The sequence below is a fragment of the Psychromarinibacter halotolerans genome (assembly GCF_029168315.1).
Lineage (GTDB): Bacteria > Pseudomonadota > Alphaproteobacteria > Rhodobacterales > Rhodobacteraceae > Psychromarinibacter > Psychromarinibacter halotolerans.
Genome location: NZ_JARGYD010000007.1, coordinates 55,885 through 77,538, shown reverse-complemented (window position 1 = coordinate 77,538; position 21,654 = coordinate 55,885). Strand labels below are relative to the sequence as shown.

At 65.6% G+C, this 21,654-nt stretch carries 18 protein-coding genes; 9 read left to right on the top strand and 9 right to left on the bottom strand.

The window, feature by feature from the left end; genetic code table 11:
* Nucleotides 1-15 precede the first annotated feature (15 nt).
* The 3 genes from P1K30_RS17090 to P1K30_RS17080 form a co-directional block, all read right to left on the bottom strand.
* The gene (locus P1K30_RS17090) at nt 16-1,311 is read right to left on the bottom strand and encodes an O-antigen ligase domain-containing protein (RefSeq protein ID WP_275633979.1); all 1,296 of its coding nucleotides are present in this window, start codon (nt 1,309-1,311) and stop codon (nt 16-18) included.
* Nucleotides 1,308-2,777 carry a GumC domain-containing protein gene (locus tag P1K30_RS17085; RefSeq protein ID WP_275633978.1) on the bottom strand — a complete coding sequence of 490 codons (1,470 nt, stop codon included), beginning with the start codon at nt 2,775-2,777 and terminating at the stop codon, nt 1,308-1,310. The genes P1K30_RS17090 and P1K30_RS17085 overlap by 4 nt, the downstream gene beginning before the upstream one ends.
* Before the next feature lie 109 nt (nt 2,778-2,886).
* Nucleotides 2,887-3,498 carry a response regulator transcription factor gene (locus tag P1K30_RS17080; RefSeq protein WP_275633977.1) on the bottom strand — a complete coding sequence of 204 codons (612 nt, stop codon included), beginning with the start codon at nt 3,496-3,498 and terminating at the stop codon, nt 2,887-2,889.
* A 352-nt stretch (nt 3,499-3,850) separates the two neighbouring features.
* Between P1K30_RS17080 and P1K30_RS17075 the strand changes: the two genes are divergently transcribed.
* The 4 genes from P1K30_RS17075 (at nt 3,851) to P1K30_RS17060 (ending at nt 9,390) form a co-directional block, all read left to right on the top strand.
* Nucleotides 3,851-5,257, top strand: a complete 1,407-nt coding sequence (locus tag P1K30_RS17075) for a WecB/TagA/CpsF family glycosyltransferase (protein ID WP_275633976.1) — start codon at nt 3,851-3,853, stop codon at nt 5,255-5,257.
* Nucleotides 5,258-5,280: 23 nt separating this feature from the next.
* Nucleotides 5,281-6,171: a UTP--glucose-1-phosphate uridylyltransferase gene (locus P1K30_RS17070; protein WP_275633975.1), complete on the top strand. Its 891-nt coding sequence runs from the start codon at nt 5,281-5,283 to the stop codon at nt 6,169-6,171.
* A 108-nt stretch (nt 6,172-6,279) separates the two neighbouring features.
* Nucleotides 6,280-6,789, top strand: a complete 510-nt coding sequence (locus P1K30_RS17065; protein ID WP_275633974.1) for a putative pterin-binding protein — start codon at nt 6,280-6,282, stop codon at nt 6,787-6,789.
* Nucleotides 6,790-6,831: 42 nt separating this feature from the next.
* The gene (locus tag P1K30_RS17060) at nt 6,832-9,390 is read left to right on the top strand and encodes a hybrid sensor histidine kinase/response regulator (protein WP_275633973.1); all 2,559 of its coding nucleotides are present in this window, start codon (nt 6,832-6,834) and stop codon (nt 9,388-9,390) included.
* Here the strand turns inward: P1K30_RS17060 and P1K30_RS17055 are convergent.
* Nucleotides 9,387-10,616 (bottom strand): polysaccharide biosynthesis/export family protein, encoded by a 1,230-nt coding sequence (locus P1K30_RS17055; protein ID WP_275633972.1) that lies wholly within the window; start codon nt 10,614-10,616, stop codon nt 9,387-9,389. The two genes, P1K30_RS17060 and P1K30_RS17055, sit on opposite strands and share 4 nt — an antisense overlap.
* A gap of 219 nt (nt 10,617-10,835) precedes the next feature.
* Here P1K30_RS17055 and P1K30_RS17050 point away from each other — a divergent pair, with 219 nt between their 5' ends.
* From P1K30_RS17050 to P1K30_RS17035, 4 genes are read left to right on the top strand one after another with little or no spacing between them, the layout of a single operon-like run.
* The gene (locus P1K30_RS17050; RefSeq protein WP_275633971.1) at nt 10,836-12,071 is read left to right on the top strand and encodes an oligosaccharide flippase family protein; all 1,236 of its coding nucleotides are present in this window, start codon (nt 10,836-10,838) and stop codon (nt 12,069-12,071) included.
* Nucleotide 12,072: 1 nt separating this feature from the next.
* Entirely contained in the window at nt 12,073-12,984 is a 912-nt protein-coding gene (locus tag P1K30_RS17045) for a glycosyltransferase family 2 protein (RefSeq protein ID WP_275633970.1), read from the top strand.
* Between the two features lie 11 nt (nt 12,985-12,995).
* Nucleotides 12,996-13,979, top strand: a complete 984-nt coding sequence (locus P1K30_RS17040) for a glycosyltransferase family 2 protein (protein WP_275633969.1) — start codon at nt 12,996-12,998, stop codon at nt 13,977-13,979.
* A gap of 23 nt (nt 13,980-14,002) precedes the next feature.
* On the top strand, nt 14,003-15,007 hold the full coding sequence (locus tag P1K30_RS17035) for a glycosyltransferase family 4 protein (protein WP_275633968.1): 1,005 nt from the start codon (nt 14,003-14,005) through the stop codon (nt 15,005-15,007).
* Nucleotides 15,008-15,025: 18 nt separating this feature from the next.
* Here P1K30_RS17035 and P1K30_RS17030 read toward each other — a convergent pair whose 3' ends face one another.
* The 5 genes from P1K30_RS17030 to cyoA are packed head-to-tail and all read right to left on the bottom strand — an operon-like array spanning nt 15,026 to nt 19,869.
* Nucleotides 15,026-15,754 (bottom strand): SURF1 family protein, encoded by a 729-nt coding sequence (locus P1K30_RS17030; RefSeq protein WP_275633967.1) that lies wholly within the window; start codon nt 15,752-15,754, stop codon nt 15,026-15,028.
* Nucleotides 15,751-16,107, bottom strand: a complete 357-nt coding sequence (gene cyoD / locus P1K30_RS17025; protein ID WP_275633966.1) for a cytochrome o ubiquinol oxidase subunit IV — start codon at nt 16,105-16,107, stop codon at nt 15,751-15,753. Before cyoD ends, P1K30_RS17030 begins: the two co-directional genes overlap by 4 nt.
* Entirely contained in the window at nt 16,104-16,751 is a 648-nt protein-coding gene (gene cyoC, locus P1K30_RS17020) for a cytochrome o ubiquinol oxidase subunit III (protein WP_275633965.1), read from the bottom strand. Before cyoC ends, cyoD begins: the two co-directional genes overlap by 4 nt.
* Before the next feature lie 4 nt (nt 16,752-16,755).
* A complete protein-coding gene (gene cyoB, locus P1K30_RS17015) occupies nt 16,756-18,789 on the bottom strand; it encodes a cytochrome o ubiquinol oxidase subunit I (RefSeq protein ID WP_275633964.1) in 2,034 nt (677 codons plus the stop codon).
* Between the two features lie 3 nt (nt 18,790-18,792).
* On the bottom strand, nt 18,793-19,869 hold the full coding sequence (gene cyoA / locus P1K30_RS17010) for a ubiquinol oxidase subunit II (RefSeq protein WP_275633963.1): 1,077 nt from the start codon (nt 19,867-19,869) through the stop codon (nt 18,793-18,795).
* A 195-nt stretch (nt 19,870-20,064) separates the two neighbouring features.
* Between cyoA and P1K30_RS17005 the strand changes: the two genes are divergently transcribed.
* A complete protein-coding gene (locus P1K30_RS17005; RefSeq protein ID WP_275633962.1) occupies nt 20,065-21,342 on the top strand; it encodes an MFS transporter in 1,278 nt (425 codons plus the stop codon).
* Nucleotides 21,343-21,654: the final 312 nt, after the last annotated feature.

Below are 21,654 nucleotides of genomic sequence, written 5' to 3'. Positions count from 1 at the left end.
GTCGGCGCGCCTTGGTCAGGCGGGCCCTTGCGCTTGGCGATCTGACGCAACCTCGGACGCGTGAATGCCAAGGATCATCAGCCCGGGCCAAAGCATGTAGGCCTCGATCTCGATGTTCTCGCCGAACGACAGCAGCACCATCGTCATCACGATCCCCAGCGGCAGATGCCCGCGTTTCGACCGAGTGGCATCGACCAGCGCGATCAGCGTCTGCCACAGCAACGGCACCAGCAGCGCAAGCATCCCGACCAAGCCTTTCACGAACAACAGCCCCCACCACGTGTGGTGACTGCCAATGGGCATATATTCGACAAGGTGCGGCCCGGGGTGCACGGTGCCGTGGCCGAACCAGAACGCCTCGTTCCGCCACCGCTCTCCGGCGATCCGCTGCAGCGTCTCGCGCACGCGGGTGCTGTCGGCGCGCGCGCCTTTGAAGGTGGCGACCGCATCCTTGCCGGCCTGCGCCAGCGCCGCGCCGAACACCGCCAGAGATGCTGTCGCCGCCGCCAGTGCCGTCCATGCCCAGCCGCGCAGCATCAACGGAAGCAAGCGCGGTCCGACGGTGCAGGCGACAAGGCCCACCAGCCCCATGCGCGATTTCGAGAACAGGATCATGGCGGCGCCTGCGGCAAGCCCGATGGTCCGCCAGCGGATGTTCTTTTCCTCTAGCGCGAAGCAGACCTGCACCACGCCCAGCAGTGCCGCGAAGGGCGACCAAGGGGCGTAGAACTGCCAGCGCGGGGTCCAGCTTGCCGGGTCCCAGGTGAAGAAATAGACTGAGAAATATTCCGGTCCCGGCCCTCCGACGGCTTTCAGCGGCGAGGTGAAGATACGCTCCGGAAGCCCGGCGTAGGGGGCGGCGATCAGGATGGGCAGCAGCACCAGCGTCCACAGCCCGATATGGCACTGTCCCCGGATCAGGATCTCGCGCCGGATCGGCAGCACCGCGCCCACGAACGGGAACAGCGCCAGCAGTGCCCAGCCTTTCGCCCATCCGATCGAGGACTTGATCGTCTGTTTCAGCCCAAGCCCCCAGTCCAAGTGCCCCACCCACAGTGCGACCAGCATCACCGCCATCCCTGCGATCCAAGCCCAAACGACCGGCGGGATCGGCCCGCGCGGGCGCAGGTCGGGGCGGATCGCAAGGCCAAGGTAAAGCGACAGGGCGGCCAGCCCGCCCAGCACCCATGCCAGAACGGGCCCGACGACGTACAGAGCGCCGACGAAGTAAAAGGGCCACGTCAGGCGCAGCGTCTTCAGCACCAGCGCCTCTGCCGGGTTTTGGGGCAGGATGTCGGGCGCGCGGCTCATTCCGCGGGGACCATCACGAGGTCATGGTCATCCTTGGCCAGCAGCCGGTCAATCAGCGGGCGGCGGATCCAGCCAAGCGTCAGACCGATCAGCAGGAACACCGTGGCCGCGATCCCGGCGGCGGCGGCCAGCTTGCGCTTGGGCGAGGTCGGGTCGACCGGCAGGCTTGGGTCTTCCAGCACCTGAACCAGCGGGTACGACGCATAAAGGTCGGTCTTGGTGGTCTGCGACCGCGCCATCGCCGAGGCGAAGACGGCTTCGGCCACCGCGAAATCACGCTGAAGATCTTCCAGCCGGGCCGCGGGCTCGATCAGTTCGACACGCCGCGCTTCGGCAGTCCGAAGCCGTTCGGTCAAGGCCCCAAGCTCTGCGGCCAGACCGGCGCGTTGTGCTTCGTAGGTGACAAGATCGCTGAGCAGGGCGGCGCGGTTGCCGACGTGGGACAGGTCCAGCGCCGACAGTTCCGCATCGGTCAGGCCGGTCAGCATCGTGGCACGGCGGCGTGCCTCGGCGCTGGCGGCCTCGTGGCCCTCGCGCGCGGTCAGGACCTCTGGATGGGCCTCGCCGTATTTCGAGCGGGCCTGCGACAGGTCGGCGGCGCGTTCGGACATCTCTTTGACCAACGCCGCGAATTCGATGTCCGCGTGCAGGCGCAGTGCGGCGGCGGCCAGGCGCGGGGTCAGGCCCAAAGAGCTTTCCAGCGCCCGCACCGCGTTGGTGCGGTCCTGCAGCGTCGCATCAAGGTCGCGCACGCGCTGGGCCAGCGCGTCGGTCTCGGCGACAAGCGCCTCGTACTGGCTGGTCGAGATCAGGCCGTTGTCGCGTTGCAGGCGGGAAATCTCTTCGCGGGTGGCAAGGACCGAGTTGCGATATTCCTCGATCGCGGCACCGGCGCTGATTTCGCGGGTCGTCGCCTCGTCGGCGCGCAACGCTTCGATCTCGGCGAAGAAGGACGCCAGCAGCGCCTCGCCCCGTGCGCGGGCATCCTCGGGCGCGCCGCCGACGATGGAAACGTGGATCAGGCCGGTCTGGTCGACAAGCTCGACCCTTGGCTGGCCGAAATCGCGCCGCTGCATCGACATCGTCTGGGCGGCGGCGACGACGATGCGTTCGGCGGCCAGCAGGCGCTTGTAGGTCTCGGTCGGGCTGACCGAGGAACTGGCGAATGGAGAGTTCGCGAAGGACGACGCCTGACCGATGCTGTCGAGGTTGACCGAGGCGGACGCCCCAGAGCCCGGCAGGATCAGCGAAAACGACGAGGTGTATCGCAGCGGTGCGGTCGACAGATAGCCGTAGATCGGTGCCCAGATGCACACCGCGCCGACCGCGAAGATCCCGGCGTACCGGGGCAGACGGCCAAGGTCGCCCAGCCGTCCGCCGCGCAGCAGGCGGGCGAAGGACAGCTGGCGCAGGGGCAGCCGCATGAGGGCGGGAACTTTAAGGGGGGTCTTGGCAATCTGGGGCATGGGCAAATCTCCTTGCCCGTGTCCTATCTGTCCCTGCATCCGAAGGCTTGCGCGCGGCGGGATCGCCGCCGGTCGCATCGGTGCAGATCGGCCTATCCGGACGGATAGGTCAGAACAGCCCCTCGTCCTTGGCGATCATCGCGGCCTGCGTCCGGTTGGCGGCGCCGATCTTGCGGTACAGCGTCTTGACGTGCAGCTTGACCGTCGGCTCGCGGATGTCGAGATCGCGGGCGATTTCCTTGTTGGACTTGCCCTCGGTCAGGCCCTTCAGAACCTCGTGCTCGCGCCGCGACAGCTTCTCGGCCAGCGGGTGCGTCGGTTCTTCCTCGGCGGCGCGCATGAAGTCGAGCGGGGCATATTGTTCGCCCATCGCCATGAACCGGATCGCATTGACCAGCGAACGCGCGGACAGCGTCTTGGGCAGGAACCCGGCAGCCCCGGCGGCAAGCGCGGCCTCGGCCACCTCGCGGCTGGCCGTGCCAGAGATCAGCGCGGCACGGTGGCCGCCGTCCATGCCCAGCACCCGCTCAAGACCCTCCAGCCCGTTCATGCCGGGCATGGTGTAGTCCAGCAGCACAAGATCGTAGGGCGCCGCGGTGACCTTGCCGACCGCCTCTTCAAGGTTGGTGGCGGTGTCGGTTTCGATGCCCTCTTCGGACTCGAAGAACATCGAGAGAGTGTCGCGCAGCAGATCATGGTCGTCGGCGATGAGTATGCGCATGGTCCCTCCAAACTCGTCCAAACCGGCGGTGAGGACACCTTCATGCAAGTCTTACCAGAAAAGCCCGGCACGCATAATCTTCAGGGTGTCCGCATCCGAAATCATTCCGGAAATCGGACAGAACCTACACCACGCCAATGCGGCGAATGAAGGGCAATACCGGTTAACGCACCCATCCGTTCGGATAGTGCCGCGCTGTCCGGGCGGGGCGGGGATGTGCCGGTTGGGCAGCGGATTCCTCTGAAAGAACAATGGCTAATACCACCGAGGGCGGGACCTGTCCGGCCGTTTCGTTGCCCGGAAAGGGCCGCGTCGGGCAAGCCGGGGGCAGACAAATTGAAGGACTGCGCCGATGACTTTCGCCCACCACGCCCTTGCCGGTTTCACCGACCGCCCCGCCCCGACCGTACCCGCCGCCCTGGCGCGCGGTATCGACAGGATCACCCTGTTCGGCCTTGATGTCGTGTCCGCCGACACGCAGGCCGTCATCGACGAACTGCTGATCCCCGGCCGCCGCAGCCGCGTGGCCTTTCTGAACGCGCATTGCGCGAACGTGGCCCGCCGCGACACCGCTTACCACGATGCGCTTGCGACGGCGGACATGGTCCTGCCGGACGGGATCGGCGTAGAGCTTGCGGGCAAGATGCAGGGCCGCCGGTTCGTCGCGAACCTGAACGGCACCGATTTCACCCCGGCGCTGCTGCGGCAGGCTGCGGCCCGCGGTCTGACCGTGTTCCTGCTGGGTGGCCAGCCCGGTGTCGCCGACGGGGCCGCCGATGCGCTTTGCCTCAAGATCCCCGGCCTGCGCGTCGTCGGCACCCGGGACGGGTTCGGCGGCATGGTGGATGAGCGTGCCGCGATCTCCGCGATCAACGCAGCCCGGCCGGATATCCTGTTGGTCGCGATGGGCGTTCCGAAGCAGGACCTTTGGCTTGCCCGCAACGCGCACCGTCTGGATGCCCGCATCACCTTGGGCGTCGGGGCGCTGTTCGATTTCCTCTCGGGCCGGGTGGCGCGCGCGCCGCTCGCCGTGCGCAAGGTCAAGTGTGAATGGATCTGGCGGCTGGCGATGGAACCGCGCCGCATGGCCGGGCGCTACATCGTCGGCAATGCCACCTTTCTTGCCCATGCCGCGAAAGCCGCGGCCGGCAAGGCAGACCGCGACACGGTCCTACGGCGGATGCTTGACCTTGGTTTCGCCGGCTCTGCCCTTGTGATGCTTGCACCGTTGCTGCTGTTGCTGGGCCTTGCCATCAAGCTGGACAGCCGCGGCCCGGTGCTGTTCCGCCAAACCCGCGTCGGCAAGGACGGTGTCCCGTTCACGATGTTCAAGTTCCGCTCGATGCAGATCGACGCCGAGCTGCGCCGCGCCGCGCTTCTGGCGCAGTCGGATCGCGCAGGCGTCTGTTTCAAGTCGCGCAAGGATCCGCGCGTCACCCGCGTCGGCCGCCTGCTGCGCCGCTTTTCGATCGACGAACTGCCGCAGATCCTCAACGTGCTGCGCGGCGAGATGTCCATCGTCGGCCCGCGCCCCGCGCTGCCGGAAGAGGTCGCGGCCTATCCCGCGCGTGCGCTGGGCCGTCTGGCCGTGCGGCCGGGCCTGACCGGTGTCTGGCAGGTGTCCGGCCGGGCCGAGATAGGGTTCGACAAGATGATCGACATGGATCTTGCCTATGCCCGCTCGCGCACCGTCCTGTTGGACCTGCTTCTGATCACCATGACCTTCCGCGCCGTCCTTGGCGGCCGCGGCGCCTATTGACCCAAAGTTCAAGGAGTTTTGAAATGACCCATGTAAAAGTCGCCGTCTTCCCCGTCGCGGGCCTTGGCACCCGCTTTCTGCCCGCGACCAAGTCGGTCCCGAAAGAGATGCTGCCGCTCGTTGACCGTCCGCTGATCGAGTACGCCGTCGACGAGGCGCGCGACGCCGGGATCGAGGAATTCGTGTTCATCTCTTCGGACGGCAAGGCGGCGCTGGAACGCCATTTCGATCCCGTGCCAGAGCTAGAGGCCCGGCTGCAACAGGCCGGCAAGACGGGACCGCTGAACGCGATCCGCCACGGCTGTCTGCCGCGCCGTGCCCGCAGCTTCATCCGCCAGCACGCCCCGCTGGGTCTGGGCCATGCGGTCGGTCTTGCGGCCAGTGCGGTCGGCAACCGTCCCTTCGCGGTGCTGCTGCCCGACGACGTGATCCGTGCGCCGAAAGGGTGCCTGTCGCAGATGGTCGAGGCGCATGCGCACACCGGCGGCCACCTTGTCGCCGCGATGGAAGTCGCGCCGCAGGCGGTAAGCTCTTACGGCATCCTCGACGTGTCGTCCCGGCAGGGCCGTATCGCCCGGGCGCGCGGACTGGTCGAGAAACCCGCGCCCGAGGATGCGCCGTCGCGTCTTGCCGTTGTGGGCCGCTACATCCTTGATCCGGTCGTGTTCGACCGGCTGCGCGTGCAGGCGCCCGGCGCCGGAGGAGAGGTCCAACTGACCGACGCGATCACCGCCGACGCAGGCCGTCTGCCGGTCTCTGGCTTCCGGTTCGACGGCGAACGCTTCGATTGCGGGTCGGTTGCCGGGTTCCTGCAGGCGAACATCGCCTATGCGCAGGACCGCCCGGACCTGCGGGCAGAGATTGACGCCGCCCTGCACCAATCCACCGCGGTTCCCCTGCGCAGCGTCGCCTGATCCCACGCCCCTATCCGTTCGGATAGGGGTGTACTTCCGATGCCCAAGTGTGCCGCAATGCGTCTTGTGGCACATATTGGGCATCAGCCAGCCCCAAGGAGGAACCTCATGCTTTCCTTTCTGACCCGCGCGATCTTTTCCGTGACCCTTCTTCTGCCAGTTGCGGCATCTGCTCAGGACCTGTCCGCGCCGGAGGGCGAGGTGATCCTGACCGTCTCCGGCGCCATCGCGATCACCAACGACGGCGATACCGCCACCTTCGACCTTGCCATGCTTGAAGCGATGGACACCGTGACCGTCGAGACCACGACCATCTGGACCGAGGGCACGCAGTCTTTCACCGGCGTTCCGCTGGGGGTGCTTATGGATGCCGTCGGGGCCAATGGAGCGATGCTGAACGCGACGGCGATCAACGATTACTCGGTCGAGATCCCGGCGGATGATTGGGTCGAAGGCGGCGCGATCGTTGCCTACCAGAACAACGGCAAGGCGATGTCCGTGCGCGACAAGGGCCCGCTTTGGGTGATTTACCCCTACGACGACGACCCGGATTACCAGACCGAGGTCATATACTCTCGCAGCATCTGGCAACTCGACCGGATCGTGGTTGCAGAGTAATCCCGACAGAATGGCCACCTCGTTTCGGAGCGCCAAGTGGTAGTGACAGGCACGACAGAGCAGTTGGGGAAGCCGTGGCGCCGCAGAGGCGCCACGGTCTTTGCGCTTGTCTGCTGCGTCGGCATGATCGCCTTCATGGCGTGGGTGCTGTTGCGTGAACTCGAGGATGTCTCGACCGCGAACTCCGACAACCTGCAATGGAGCCTTGCGCAAGCCGACGTGGAATTCCTGCGTTTCGAACTGGCGATGCAGCGCGCGCTGGACGATCCGCTTCAGGTCGATCAGGTGCGGCGGCGGTTCGACATTTTCTACAGCCGGGTGGACACCATCGAAAACGGGCTGGTGTTCCGCGAGCTGCGCCGCGATCCGACCTATGACGAACCGCGCGCGGTGGTCCGCACCTTCCTGCAGGACACGATCCCGCTGATCGACGGTGACGACGCAACCCTGATCGCGGCTCTGCCGGACCTTTCCGAACGGGCGCTGGCGGTGTCCGACGAGGTGCGGCGGTTCTCGCTTGGTGGCCTTGCCGCCTTCGCAGAGGTGTCCGATGCGCGGCGCGAGGATCTGGTTCGCACGCTGATCCTGCTGGCCATCGTTTTGGCGGCGCTGCTTGGCGGGCTGGTGCTTGTCGCCCTTGCGATGTTCCGGCTGTCGCAACTGGCGATCCGCCGCTCGGACGAGGTGCGGCGAACCTCGGCGCGGATGCGCACGATTGTGGAAACGTCGCAGGACGCGATCATCGTAGCCAACAGGCGCGGCGAGATCCTAGAGTTCAACCCGGCCGCCGAGAAGATATTCGAGGTCTCGCGCGCCGATGCACTGGGCCAGCGCGTGGCCGAGCTGGTCCTGCCGGAGCGGTCCCGCACCAAGGCGCGCGACACGTATTTCCGCTTCATGAACGACGGCGCGCGCGATAGCGGCGAGGCGCTTCATCTGGAAGTGACGGCCAAGACGCAGGGCGGGCGCGAGTTCCCCGCCGAGGTCGCCGTCAACCATGCCGAGGACGCCAGCGGCGGGCAGGTGCATGTCATCTATATGCGCGACATCTCGCGCCGCCGTGCTGCCGAGAACGACCTGACCGAAGCGCGAGACCGTGCGCTGGCGGGCGAACGGGCGAAAGCGGAATTCCTTGCCGTCATGAGCCACGAGATGCGGACGCCGCTGAACGGGCTGCTGGGCTCGATGCAGCTGATGCGGGACCAGTCGGTGTCGGACCGGCAGCAAGAACTGCTGAACCGTATGGAATTCTCGGGACGGCTTTTGCTGTCGCTGGTGAATGACGTGCTGGATCTGGCCAAGTACGAGGCGGGGCGCATCGACATCGTCCGCAAGCCGTTCTCTGTCCCTCGGCTGCTGGACGGCGTGATCGAGACGACCGCACCGCTGGCGACGAAGAACGGCAACGCGCTGGACTGGCGCTGGGAAGGCACACCGGTCGATGGCGCCGTGGGCGATCCGCGCCGCCTGCGCCAGGTTCTGCTGAACCTTGTTGGGAACGCGGTGAAGTTTACCCGCGCAGGCACGGTCGAGATCGAGGCCGAAGTGATTGGCGCCAGCGATCCGCAGTTGGAATTCCGCGTCATCGACAGCGGCGTCGGCATCGCACACGAAGACCTCGACCGGATTTTCCGCGACTTCGAGACGCTGGATTCCTCCTACGCTCGGCAAGCTGGCGGCACCGGCCTTGGCCTTGGGATCGCGCGGCGGTTTGCCATGCTGATGGGTGGCGAGATCGGCGTTGAAAGCGAGCCGGGAGAGGGCAGCCTGTTCTGGTTGCGCCTGCCGTTCGCGCCTGCGGATCTGTCCGAGGGGACGCCGTCGGATGCCGAAACCGCGCCATCCCCCGCGATCCGCCCGTTGGATATTCTTCTGGTCGAGGATAACGAGATCAACCGGCTGGTCGCCCGCGAATTCCTAGAGGCGGACGGCCACACCGTGACCGAGGCGGTGAACGGGCGCGCCGGAGTAGAGTGGGCGAACGCCAGACGCTTCGACGCGATCCTGATGGACGTATCCATGCCGGTGATGGACGGGCCGGAGGCGGCGCGAACGATCCGGTCGGGCGACGGACCGTCCAAGACCGCGCCGATCATCGCGGTCACGGCACACGCGCTTCCCGAGGAAATCGCCGCGTTCCGGCAGGCAGGCATGCCGCATTGCGTCAGCAAACCGCTGGACCGGAACGCATTGCAAAAGACGCTGGCCGAGGTTGCCGGGGGCGCCCCGGTTGCGGCCGACGCCGCCGTCCCTTTGGCGGACAAGCCATCGGACGCGCCGCTGATCGAAGCTGAAAACCTTGAACGGTTTCGGGACGGTTCAGCGGTGGCGCTGCTTGATCGCAGCGTCGCCGAAATCAACTGGGACATCGACCGCATTGCCGAGGGCACGCTTGCGCCCGCCGACCTGCAACAAGTGGTGCACAAATGCGCGGGAACCTGCGGCGTGTTTGGCTTTAGCGCGTTGCGCCGGGCATTGGCCGCGGTCGAGACGGACCTGAAACGGGGTGCTCCGGTCGCGCCGGAAAGGCTGCACGCGCTGTCCGTGTTGTGGGACAAGACCCGTGACACGCTGGAGGATTGGCGGGTGGCGCAGCCCTAGGGGATCGCAACCGCCAAGCCGACCAGACCCACGACCCGTGCGATTTCGGACAGGTTGGTCACGCCGCTGTCGTAGCAGGCGATAGAGTCGCCCGGCAGCAGGTAGGGGTCATAATCGTCACGGTCCGCGCGCTGGCGCATCACCTCGACCTTGCGTTCGATCACCACCGACACGTCCGTCATCGGGTTTCGCGAGAACAGCGCCGCCGAGCGGTCGGCGCTGGTGGCCCGCGCGCCGCCGACGCAGTTTGCGTCGATCACGGCTTGGGTGAACCGGGTGCCATAGGGCACCTCGCGCACGGTCTGTCCGATGGCCGACGGCGCATTGCCGGTGGCGGGCACGGTCAGGTTCGACAGGTACAAAGAGATACCCGGCGGGCTGATCGGGCTGGGGATCATCAGATCGTCCTGGAAACAGCCGCGCGACGGGACGTGCAGCTCGTCCCCGCCGATCATCAGCACGTCGTCAAAGCCAAAGCCCTTCAACGCGGCGCGCAGGTCCAGCGTGTAGGTCACGCCGTTCCGCGTCAGTTGCACCGCCGACAGATCGGCGTCGGGCCGGATGCCGCCAGCATTGCGCAGCGCCACCGTTAGGTTGCGGGATTCCGTCGACGCGCCAAGCGCGGCCTGCCGCAGGGTGTCGACCTGATCGCCGGGGACGCCGCCGATCGTGACGGTCTGCGGTTCGAATACCGCGCCGGCCACGGCCACACGCACCGGCGCGAAGTCCTTGACCAGCAGCGAAACCGCGGGCGTCGTCGCATAGTAACCGCCGGAAATCAGCGCCGAGACGGCATCGTTGATCACCTGTTGCGTGCTGCGCCCCTGTGCCGGGATCGGCGCAATGAACGGCAGCTTCAACGTGCCGTCCCGCGAAATCACGTAGTCGCCGGAAAAGGTGTCGTCGCCGGGCAGCAGCAGTTCGACCAGATCGCCACGCGACAGAACCTCGCCCCGCAATGCATCCGGCAGATAGCCGCCGTAGCTGCCCTTCGTGCCCGTGGGGGTGTCTCCGCCGTAGGGTTTGCACTTGGCCGCGTTCATCCGTGGCGACACAAGAACGGTCGATACGGCGTCGCGGGTGGTGTCGATGTCGCGGTATTGCGCTTGGTACGCGCCGCCGACCGAGGCCGGTTCGATGTTGGACGCGTCGCGCGGCGTCGCGCAGGCGGACGCCATCAACAGCGACATGACACCCAGTCCAAGCTGGCCTTTGCGGGTCCTCATTACACGCGCCCCGGCGGTTTACGACTACGTCGGTCCTGCATAGCGCGGCGCAGAGTCGCGGGTCCATCCCCTCGCCGGGATCGTGACCCAATCCGAACGGATAGGTTGCATATCAAACGCACCGTTTGGCTGTCCGGCGGGGGCTGGGACGTGGACCGCGCGGGCCGGGTACACCTGTTTTCAATGCCAGCGCGGCAGCCCCACTCACGGAACCCGATCATGCGTCACATTCTGAAACGAGCCCCCTTCGCGCGGAACCTGCTCGCCTATTGCTTGTCCGAAGTGGCAGCGAAGGCGTCACGGCTTATCGTCGTGGTTGCGGTCGCGCGGACGATGGATGTGGCGGCGATCGGTGTTGCAGCAGCCGCGCTGGCAGCCTCTGACATCCTGAAGGCCCTGACCGAGAACGGTGTCGGGCAGCGGATCATCGCCGCCTCGGACGCCGATCTGGACGCAACCTGCCGCACCGCGCGGCGGCTGTTCTGGGCGTGGTGCCTTGGCCTGTTCACGCTGCAGCTTTCTGTTGGCGGGGTGATCCTTGCCGTCGGCGGCGACCTTGGCCTGTTCATCCTGATCGCGATCCTCGCGGGGGAATACCTGTTCATGCCCGCCGGGTTGGTCCAATGCGCGCTGGCGATGCGGGCGGGCCGAATGCAGCAGACCGCCGCCATCGCGGGCGGGCAGGTCGTGGGCGCCAACATGCTGTCCGCGCTGCTGGCCGTCGTCTTTCCGTCGCCGCTTGCGCTGGTTCTGCCGCGCTTGCTGGCCGCGCCGATCTGGCTGGTCGCGATGCGCCGTCTGCACCCCTGGGCGCCAACGCCCGGCCCCCGCGCGCCGCTTGCGCCCTTCGTCCGTTATGGATGGGCCGTGCTGGGCGTCGAGGTCGTGAAGGCGCTGCGGCTTCAGGCCGACAAGCTGGTGATCGGCCTCATGCTGGGGGCCGAGATGCTGGGCCTGTATTTCATGGCCTTCAACGCGGGCCTTGGCCTTGCCACGTCCTTCTCGCAGGCCCTTTCGGTCGCGCTTTTCCCGCACCTGTGCAGCGCCAAGGACCGCACCGCCGCCCTGCGACAGGCGCTGATGCTAAGCGTCGCGCTGATCGCGCCGGTGGTCGTGCTGCAGGCGCTTGCCGCGCCCTACTATGTGCCGGTGCTGTTCGGGGACGGGTGGGGCGGCATCGACGATGTCGTGTCGATCCTCTGCCTTGCCGCGATCCCCTCGGTGATCTGGTCCGCCGCGGCGCAATGGCTGCGCAGCAACGAACGCCCGCAAGCCGAGTTCTGGGTCACCGTCCTGCTGACGGCGTCGCTGATCGCCAATACCGCGCTGCTGGCCCCCTATGGGCTGACGGCCATCGCAACCGGATATCTCGTGATCGCCACGGTGGTGCAGGTCGGCGCGGCGCTGCCCACGTTCGTTCCCCCGTTCCGCCGTCCCTTGCAGAAGGTCGCCTGACATGCCCCGTTTCTCTATCGTGATCCCCTGCTTCAATGCGGCCGCCACCCTTGCCGAAACGCTGCGCAGCATCGAGGCGCAGACCGTCCGCGACTGGGAGTGTCTGCTGGTCGACGATGGCTCGACCGACGCGACGCCCGAACTGGCCGCCGCCTTCGCCGCGCGCGATCAGCGGTTTCGACTGCTGTGCAACCCGGGCAAGGGCCCCAGTGCCGCGCGCAACTTCGGCGCCAAGCAGGGAAGGGGCGGCATCCTGTCGTTCTGCGATGCGGACGACCTGTGGCTGCCCGCCAAGCTTGCCGAAACGGGCCGGGCGATCCGCACCGGGGCCGACGCATGTTTCGGTCGGATCGTTTTCTTCGACGGTGACACCGGGCGCACGCAGTCGACCGTGCCGCTTGAAGACGTCACTGTGCCGATGCTGCTGGCCGAGAACCCGGTGTGCACGATGTCGAACCTGTCCGTCGTGCGCCACGCCTTCCTGTCCACCGGCGGTTTCGACACCGGCGTCGTGCACAACGAGGACCTGGAGTGGCTGATCCGGCTGGTCGGCACGGGCGCTTCGCTGCGCGGCATCGATAGCCTTCAGGTCTGTTATCGCACCAGCCCGTCCGGCCTGTCCTCGGACCTTGCTGCGATGCGCGCTGGCCGGGCCGCGGCTGTCGCCACTGCCGCGCGGCTTGGGCACCGCCCGGACGCCCGCGCCGAAGCGATCCACCTGCGGTACCTGTCCCGCCGCGCGCTGCGGGTCGACGCCCCGCGCACCGAGGCGCTGCGCTTTGCGCTTGCCGGCATTCGCACCAGCCCGCGCGGCTTCCTATCCGATGTGCGCCGCGGCGGGCTGACGCTGGCCGGGGCGATCTCTGCGCCCGTCTTGCCGCGCGTCCTGCGCCAGCGCCTGTTTGCGTCCTGAAAGGATTTCCCATGCCCAAAGCTTCCATCGTCGTCCCCGCCTTCAACGCCGCGCGGACCCTGCCCGAGACGCTGCACAGTCTGCTTGCGCAGACCTTCACGGATTTCGAGATCGTGGTGGTCGATGACGGTTCGACCGACCGCACCGTCGCCGTGACCCGCAGCTTTGCCGACAGGCGCATCCGCATCGTGCAACAGCCGAACCGTGGCCTGCCGGGCGCGCGCAACTCTGGCATCGACGCGGCGCGCGGCGACATCATCGGGTTCTGCGACGCGGACGACCTGTGGCGCCCGACCAAGCTGGCGGAGCATGTCGCCCATCTGGACGCGAACCCGCAGGTCGGCCTCAGCTATTCCGGCTCGGAACTGATCGACATGGACAGCAGGCCGTTGAAGGTCGCGATGCGCCCGCGCCTGCGCAACGTGACCGCCGCGCAGGTGTTTCTGCGCAACCCGGTCGGGAACGGTTCCGCGCCGGTGTTCCGCCGCGCCGCGCTGGACGCGATCCGCTGGCGCCCGGCGCATGAGACCGTGCGCGACTGGTGGTTCGACGAAAGCTTCCGTCAGTCCGAGGACATCGAATGCTGGCTGCGGTTCGCCCTGACCACCGACTGGGAGATCGAGGGCATCCCGGGCCTGCTGACCCGCTACCGCATCGCACCGGGCGGGCTGTCCGCCAGCCTGCACAAGCAACTTGCCGCGTGGGAGCGGGTGGTGGGAAAGTTGCAGCCGGTTGCGCCGACGTTCTTCGACCGCCATGCCCCGGCTGCGCGCGCGTACCAGCTGCGCTATCTCGCGCGGCGCGCCTTCAGCATGGGCGACGGGGCCGAGGCCGTGCGCCTTGTCCGCGCGTCTCTTGCCGCGTCTCGCCGCCCGCTTGTCGCGGAACCGGCGAAGACGCTGACCACGATCGGGGCTGCCTTTGCGCTGCACCTTGTCGGACGCGGCAGGGCATCCGCACTGCTGGCCCACCTGAAATCCACCCAACGCACCTGACCGACCCGAGCCGGAGAGACCCCATGCTGCGCATTGCCCACCTTGTCGACGACACGAACCCCGGCGGCGTAACCCGCTACCTTGATTTCCTTGCCCGCGATCCCGGAATGGCGGCACTGGCCCGGCACGAGATCGTCGAAGTCCCCCGCACGCGCGCTGCCAGTGCGCGGGTGCAGGCGGATGTCATCGTTTCGCACCTTACTGTCGCGTGGCGCGGGCTGCCGGGCCTGATGGCCTTGCGGGCCCGCCACGCCGGAACGCCGTTGATCCACGTCGAACACAGCTATTCCGCCGGGTTCGTCGCCGCCAATGTCAGTGCGCCACGGCGGTTCTTCACCCTTCTTCGAACGGCCTACGCCCTGTTCGACCGGGTGGTCGCCGTCAGCCATCCGCAGGCCAGCTGGCTTGCCGCGCGCGATCTGGTCCGGCCGGACGCGCTGACCGTGATACAGCCGCAGGTCGACCTGTCCCGCTTCCGCGCTTTGCCGCGTCCGACCGGGCCTGTTCGGTGTTTTGGTGCGGTCGGGCGTCTTGACGCTCAGAAAGGGTTCGATGTGCTGATCCGGGCGTTCCAAGCGGTGCAGGGCGACGATCTTTCGCTGAAGATCTTCGGCGATGGGCCGGAACGCGGCCGGCTGGAAGATTTGGCGGCTGGCGATCCCCGCATCCGGTTCCAAGGGTTCGCCGCCGATCCGGCGATGGCCTATGCCGCCTGCGATGCGGTGGTGATGCCGTCCCGGTGGGAGCCGTATGGATTGGTGGCGCAAGAGGCGCTTGCCGCTGGCCGACCGGTGCTGGTTTCGGGGGTGGATGGTCTGTCCGACCATCTGGCGTCTGGCGCCATTTCTACAAGCGGGCCGGGGGTCGAGGCACTGACCGAGGCGCTGCGCGGCATGTGCGGACGTATGGCCGCCGACTTGTTGCCTGCCTCACAACCCGCGACTGCAGATCTGGCGCAGGCGTGGCGAGTGCTTCTTGCGGGGCTTTTCCAAGATGACTGGGCCGTGGCGCCCGTCGCCGCCGCGTAAGGCCGTGGCGGCAGTGCCTTAGTCGGCCGAACCAGTCGTCCGGCGGCGGCTGCGCAGCCGGTCGCGGATGACATAAGCCATGCCCGCCAGCAAAAGCGCCGCCATCGCGTACCACGTCAGCGCGTAGCTCAGGTGCGAGTTGCGGAAGTTCAGGCGTGTCATGCCGCCGCGCGGCCAGTCCGTTGCGGCGCCCGCGTGATCGGCGTCGACGAAATAGTCCGCGGTCTGCAGGCCCGCGTTGTCCGACATCGCGGCAATGTCGGCAGATACCCAGCGGTCATCCGCGGGGGCGTTGTTTTCCAACAGGGTGCCGCCCGGCTGGCTAAGCCGGACAAGTCCCGTCACCGTGACGGGACCGTCGGGCCGCGTCAGCGTCACGGGGTCTGGGCCGCCGGGGACGAAGCCCCGGTTGATCCAGACCGTCTGTCCCGCACCTTCCAACGGCGTCATCAGCCAGTTGCCCGGTCCAAGCTCGGTCACTGCCTTGATCTCAAGGCTGTCCTCGTGCCGGTAAGTGCCGGTCAGGACGACCCGAAGGTATTCAAGATCCGTGGTCGCGATGGGGGCAGGGACCGGGTCGGCGTAGGCTCGCGCTTCGACCGTCTCGATTAGGTCAAGCTTCCACGCAAGCCGCCGCAGCTGCCAGTTGCCCAAGCCGATCAACGTGATGAAGACCACCATCGCCACGGCCAGCAGACCGAGGTCTACCGCCCGCGACCGGCCTGCGCGTTCCGGCGTGTCGGTCACGGCAGGTTTCTGACCCTGTCGATCTGCTCGTGCGCGGGCATCATGTTTTCATCCAGGTGGGTCATCACCCAAACGGACCCGGACAGCACGATGACCAGCAGAATTGCCGTGAAGGCCATCGACATCACCTGCCAGCCGGATTCGGCCTTGATCGTGACGTGCAGGAAGTAGTGGACATGCACCATGATCTGCACCGCGCCCAGCCCGAAGATAATGGCGATTGCGGCGGCGGTGCTGATCTCGACCTCGCCGAGCACAACCCAGAACGGGATGATCGTCAGGACAACGGACAGCGCGAAGCCGATAAGGTAGGACCGGTACGATCCGTGAGACGAGTGATTGTCGGCGCTCATAGCAGCACCCCCGTGAGGTAGACGAAGGAAAAGACCCCGATCCAGATCAGGTCCAGGAAGTGCCAGAACAGGCTAAGGCACAGGATGCGCCGCTTGTTGGCCTCGGTCAGTCCGTGCTGCCCGACTTGGATCAGCAGGATCACCAGCCAGATGCAGCCGACCGTGACGTGCAGGCCGTGTGTCCCGACAAGGAACCAGAAGGACGACAGGAACGCGCTGGCCCCCGGTCCGGCGCCGATGTGCCACAGGTGCTGGAACTCCAACAGTTCCATCACAAGGAACCCAAGGCCGAACAGCCCGGTCACGACCAGCCAGCCCATCATGCCGCGCTGGTTGCCCTGCTGCATGTTGATCACCGAGAAGCCGTAGGTGATCGACGATGCAAGCAGGAATGCCGTCGCAAGCAGGATCTTCTCGATCTCGAACAGGTCCGACGGCGACGGACCCGCCGCGTAAGAAGTGCCAAGCACGGCGTGGATCACGAAGAGGATGCCGAAGATCAGGCAGTCGCTCATCAGGTAGATCCAGAAACCAAGCATGGTTCCGGTTTCCGGAATGTGATGCCCGTGATCCGAGTCGCTCGGATCCTCTAGGACGTAGAACTCAATGCCCTGTGCGGGCTGGGATGCAGTCTGTGCTGTCATTGTCTCATTCCGCCGGAGTTGCGTTGGACCGGCCATTCTCGATCCCGTCGATCTCGTCGATCGGGATGTAGTAGTCGCGGTCATAGTCGAACGTGTGCGCGATCCCCATCGCCACCGAGGCGACGAAGGTCAGGGCCGCCAGCCACCAGACGTGCCAGATCAGCGCGAAGCCCATCACCGTCAGGAAGCCCGAGATGATGATGCCGGTGGACGTGGACCGCGGCATATGGATCGGCTGGTATCCCGAGGTGGGCCGTTGCGACTTGGCCGCCTTCATCTGGTGCCACGCGTCAAGGTCGTGCACCTGCAGACCATGCGCGAAGTTGTAGTAGGGCGGCGGCGACGTGGTGGACCATTCCAGCGTCCGCCCGTCCCACGGGTCGCCATCGACGGCAAGTTCCTTGCGTTTGATGATCGACACGACGATCTGGATGATGAAGGCCAGAAGCCCGACCGCGATCAGCAGCGCCCCGACAAGGGCGGTGATGAAGTAGGCGGCGTAGATCGTGTCCTCGAACTGGCTCAGGCGGCGAGTGACGCCCATCAGTCCCAGCAAGTACAGCGGCATGAACGCCAGCCAGAAGCCGACGACCCAGCCCCAGAAGCTGACCTTGCCCCAGAACGGGTCCATGTGGAACCCGAACGCCTTGGGCCACCAGTAGGTGATGCCGGCGAAGATGCCGTACACCACGCCGCCGATGATGACGTTGTGGAAGTGGGCCACAAGGAACAGCGAGTTGTGCAGCACATAGTCCGCCGGCGGCACCGCCAGCAGCACGCCGGTCATCCCGCCGACCACGAAGGTCAGCATGAACGCCACCGTCCACATCATCGGCAGGTCGAACCGGATGCGGCCCTTGTACATGGTGAACAACCAGTTAAAGAGCTTCGCCCCCGTCGGGATCGAGATGATCATCGTCGTGATCCCGAAGAACGAGTTCACGTCCGCGCCCGCACCCATCGTGAAGAAGTGGTGCAGCCACACGATGTAGCTAAGCACCATGATCACGCAGGTCGCGTAGACCATCGAGGTGTAGCCGAACAGGCGCTTGCCGCTGAAGGTCGACACGATCTCGGAGAAGATGCCGAAGATCGGCAGGATCAGGATGTAAACCTCCGGGTGGCCCCAGATCCAGATGAGGTTCACGTACATCATGGGATTGCCGCCCATGTCGTTCGTGAAGAAATGGGTGCCAAGGTATCGGTCGGCGGTCAGCAGGGCGAGCGTTGCGGTCAGGACCGGGAAGCTGGCGACGATCAGCACGTTGGTACACAGGGTCGTCCAGCAGAAGATCGGCATCTTCATCCAGCTCATGCCCGGTGCGCGCATCTTCACGAGCGTGACGATCAGGTTGATCCCGGACAGGGTTGTCCCGATGCCCGCGATGTTCAGCGACCACAGGTAATAATCCATCCCGACGCCCGGGCTGAACGTCAGCCCCGACAAGGGCGGATAGGCCAACCAGCCGGTGGCGGCGAACTCTCCGACGAACAGCGAGATCATGATCAGCACGGCGCCGGACACGGTCAGCCAGAAGCTGAAGTTGTTCAGGAACGGAAAGGCCACGTCCCGCGCGCCGATCTGCAGCGGCATAACATAGTTCATGAACCCGGTGACGAAGGGCATCGCCACGAAGAAGATCATGATCACGCCGTGGGCGGTGAACACCTGATCATAGTGATAGGCTGGCAAATAGCCGACGTACCCGGCCGAGGCCAACGCCTGATGACCCCGCATCAGCAGCGCGTCGGCAAAGCCTCGCACCAGCATGACGGTCGCCAGAACCATGTACATGATGCCGATCTTCTTGTGATCGACCGAGGTGAACCATTCCTTCCAGAGATACGGAAGCAGCCGGTAATACAGCAAAATCCCGACCACCGCGGCGCCCAGCAGGCAGGTGCCGATGAAGGTGCTGAAGATGATCGGGTCGTAGAACGGAAAGATGTCCCAGTTCAGCTTGCCCCAGAACCAGTGGGTCTCGGACAGCGCGTGGGTGGTGTGAGCGGACGTTTCGACTTGGGTGGGCGTCGCCATGGCTTAGTCTACCTGTGTGGAGGAGGACGGCAGGACCGCGTGCGGGTCGCGTGCCATCGCCTGCAAGATTTCCAGTTCCTGAAGCTGCAGGTCCGGCCGCATGATCGCGAACAGGGCTTCGGGATTATCGGCCGAGCAGAGACCGCGATACAGTTCGCGGTTCCACAGACCGTCGATGCCTCCTCCTCCGAGGGCATCGACCATCATCATGTCATTGTTGCACAGGTCGGTCGGCCCGGTGCACATGTTCAGAATGCGGTTCCACAGCCCGTCCTCGACGGCGCCGAAGTAGGTCACCTCGTGGTCGATGCTGGGCTGGCTGAGATCCTCGAACGCAGCAGTATCGAGGATCGGGGTGTCGGTGCGGACCTCTTCGGCCCACGCGTCGAATTCTTCCCCGGACATCGCATGCAGGTCGAACCGCATCTGCGAGAAGCCGTTGCCGCTGTAGTTCGACGAGAACCCCTCGAAGGTGCCGGGCGCGTTCATCACCGCGTTCAGCTCGGTTTCCATCCCGGCCATCGCATAGATCATGCCCGCCATCTCGGGGACGTAGAAGGCGTTCATCACCGTGTCCGAAGTGATCAGCCACTCGATCGGCCGATCCACGACAACCGCAGCCTCGTTGACCAGCGCGATGTCCTGCTCGGGGTAGATGAACAGCCATTTCCAATCCAGCGCGACGACCTGCACCTGCAGCGGCGTCACGTTGGGATCGATCGCGGTCTCGGCAGACACACGGGGAAGGTCGTTGTAGGGCTCCAGCCGGTGGGTCGCGACCCACGTCAGGCCCGCAAGGCAGACGATGATCGCCATCGGCACCGACCAGACCACGATCTCAAGGCTGACCGAATGATCCCACTCGGGGTCGTAGGCCGCGTCCTTGTTGCCCTGCCGGTACTTGAAGGCGAAGAACACCGTCAGCGCCATGACCGGAAGGATGACGATCAGCATCAGCACGGTCGCATAGACGATCAGGTCACCCTGTTGTGATGCGACGTCCCCCGACGGGTTGAGCAACACAAGATTGCATCCCGACAAGAGCATTGCGGAAGCGATAAGAAGTAAGAAACGGGCCATTGTGATGGGCTGCCTGACGTAACCTGTGTATGATGAGTGGTGGAGAGGAACGCCAAGGGGGGGACGGCGCGTCTCGCAGCTGCGGCATAACGCCGGTGGACAAAGTGGACAATGTGATCCACTGCGACATTTCCCCGCGCGAGTGCACAGATCCCCTTAAAACGCGGGTGCAGTAACAAAGGATTGAGGTTTCGTATGACGAGCGCAACGGCACACGATACTGTCACGATCGAAGACGTCGTGATCACCGTCGTCATGGCACGGGTCACCGACTTCTTCGGTTTCTTCGTCTATGCCATCGCGTCGGCGTTGGTGTTCCCCACCATCTTCTTCCCGCACCTTGACCAGGTGACCGGGACACTTTGGTCCTTCGCCTTGTTTTCTCTGGCCTTTCTGGCCCGTCCCATCGCCAGCCTCGCGGGCCGCAGCCTGCAGCAAAAGATCGGCCGTACCGGCAAGGTCACGCTTGCGCTGATGCTGCTTGGAACGTCCACCGTCGCAATTGGCCTGATGCCCGGATACGACGAGATCGGTATCATGGCGCCGGTTCTTCTGGGTGTTTTCCGCGTCATTCAGGGCCTTGGACTGGGCGGCGCATGGGACGGCATCACGTTGCAGTTGAAGGCCGCCGCACCCAAACATCGCGAAGGCATGTACGGCATGATTCCGCAGCTTGGCGGGCCCGTCGGTTTCTGCGTTGCAGCGGCGTTGTTCTTCGTGCTGACCGGCTTCCTGACCGAAGAGGAATTCTTCACCTACGGCTGGCGCTTTGCCTTCTTCGCGGTCATGGCCGTCAACGTGGTGTCTCTGTTCGCGCGCCTGCGGCTGCTTCAGACCACGCTGGGGGATGACGTCGACATCTCGTTCCGGTCCGCGCCCATCGCCGATCTGGTCCGGGCCGAATGGCGCACCATCCTGCTGTCGGCGCTGCTGCCTCTGGCCAGCTACGCGCTGTTCCATATGGTGACCGTGTTCCCGATCAGCTACGCGGTGCTGTTCACCGAACAGCCGGTCTCCCAGATCCTTGTGCTGCAGATGATCGGCGGAACACTGGCGATCTGCGCGGTGATCCTGTCGGGCGTCCTTGCCGACCGCATGTCGAAACGGGCGGTTCTGCTGCTGAGCGCGCTGCTGATCGTTGTGGTCTGCTTCACCATCGTGACGCTGAACACCGCGCCGTCGGTCTACATCCTGCTGGGCTTCGTCGCGCTGGGCCTGTCCTACGGTCAGTCCAGTTCGATCGTGCCGAACCGGTTCCGCCCCGAGTTCCGCTACTCCGGCTCTGCGATGGCGACCAACCTGTCGTGGATCCTTGGCGCCGCCTTCGCGCCGCTGCTGGGCCTGCTGCTAGCGTCGACCTTCGGCCTGTGGGCCGCAGCGCTTTACCTTCTGTCGGGCGTCGTGATGACGGTCCTTGCACTAAGCCTTCTTCAGCGCGGCATGACCCGCAAAGGCGAGGCCAAGGCCGACTAGACGCGGCTGGCAAGCGTCACCCAAACGCAAACCGCGCCGCCGCATCTCGCGCCGGCGCGGTTTTTCTTTGCGGCTTGGGCTGTCGATCTGCCCGCAGCGCCAGATGCGACAAGTCTGCCGATGCGCCAGCACCAAGCGACTGAGCCGCCCAGACACTTAGCCTGATCCTGCCGGATCGGCTTCGAAAGACGGTTTCAAATCTAAGGGATAATGGAGGCGAGTACCGGAATCGAACCGGTGTACACGGATTTGCAATCCGTCTGGAATCATTGAAATAAAAGGACTTTTCTGTAAACGGCCCCTTTTTGTTCA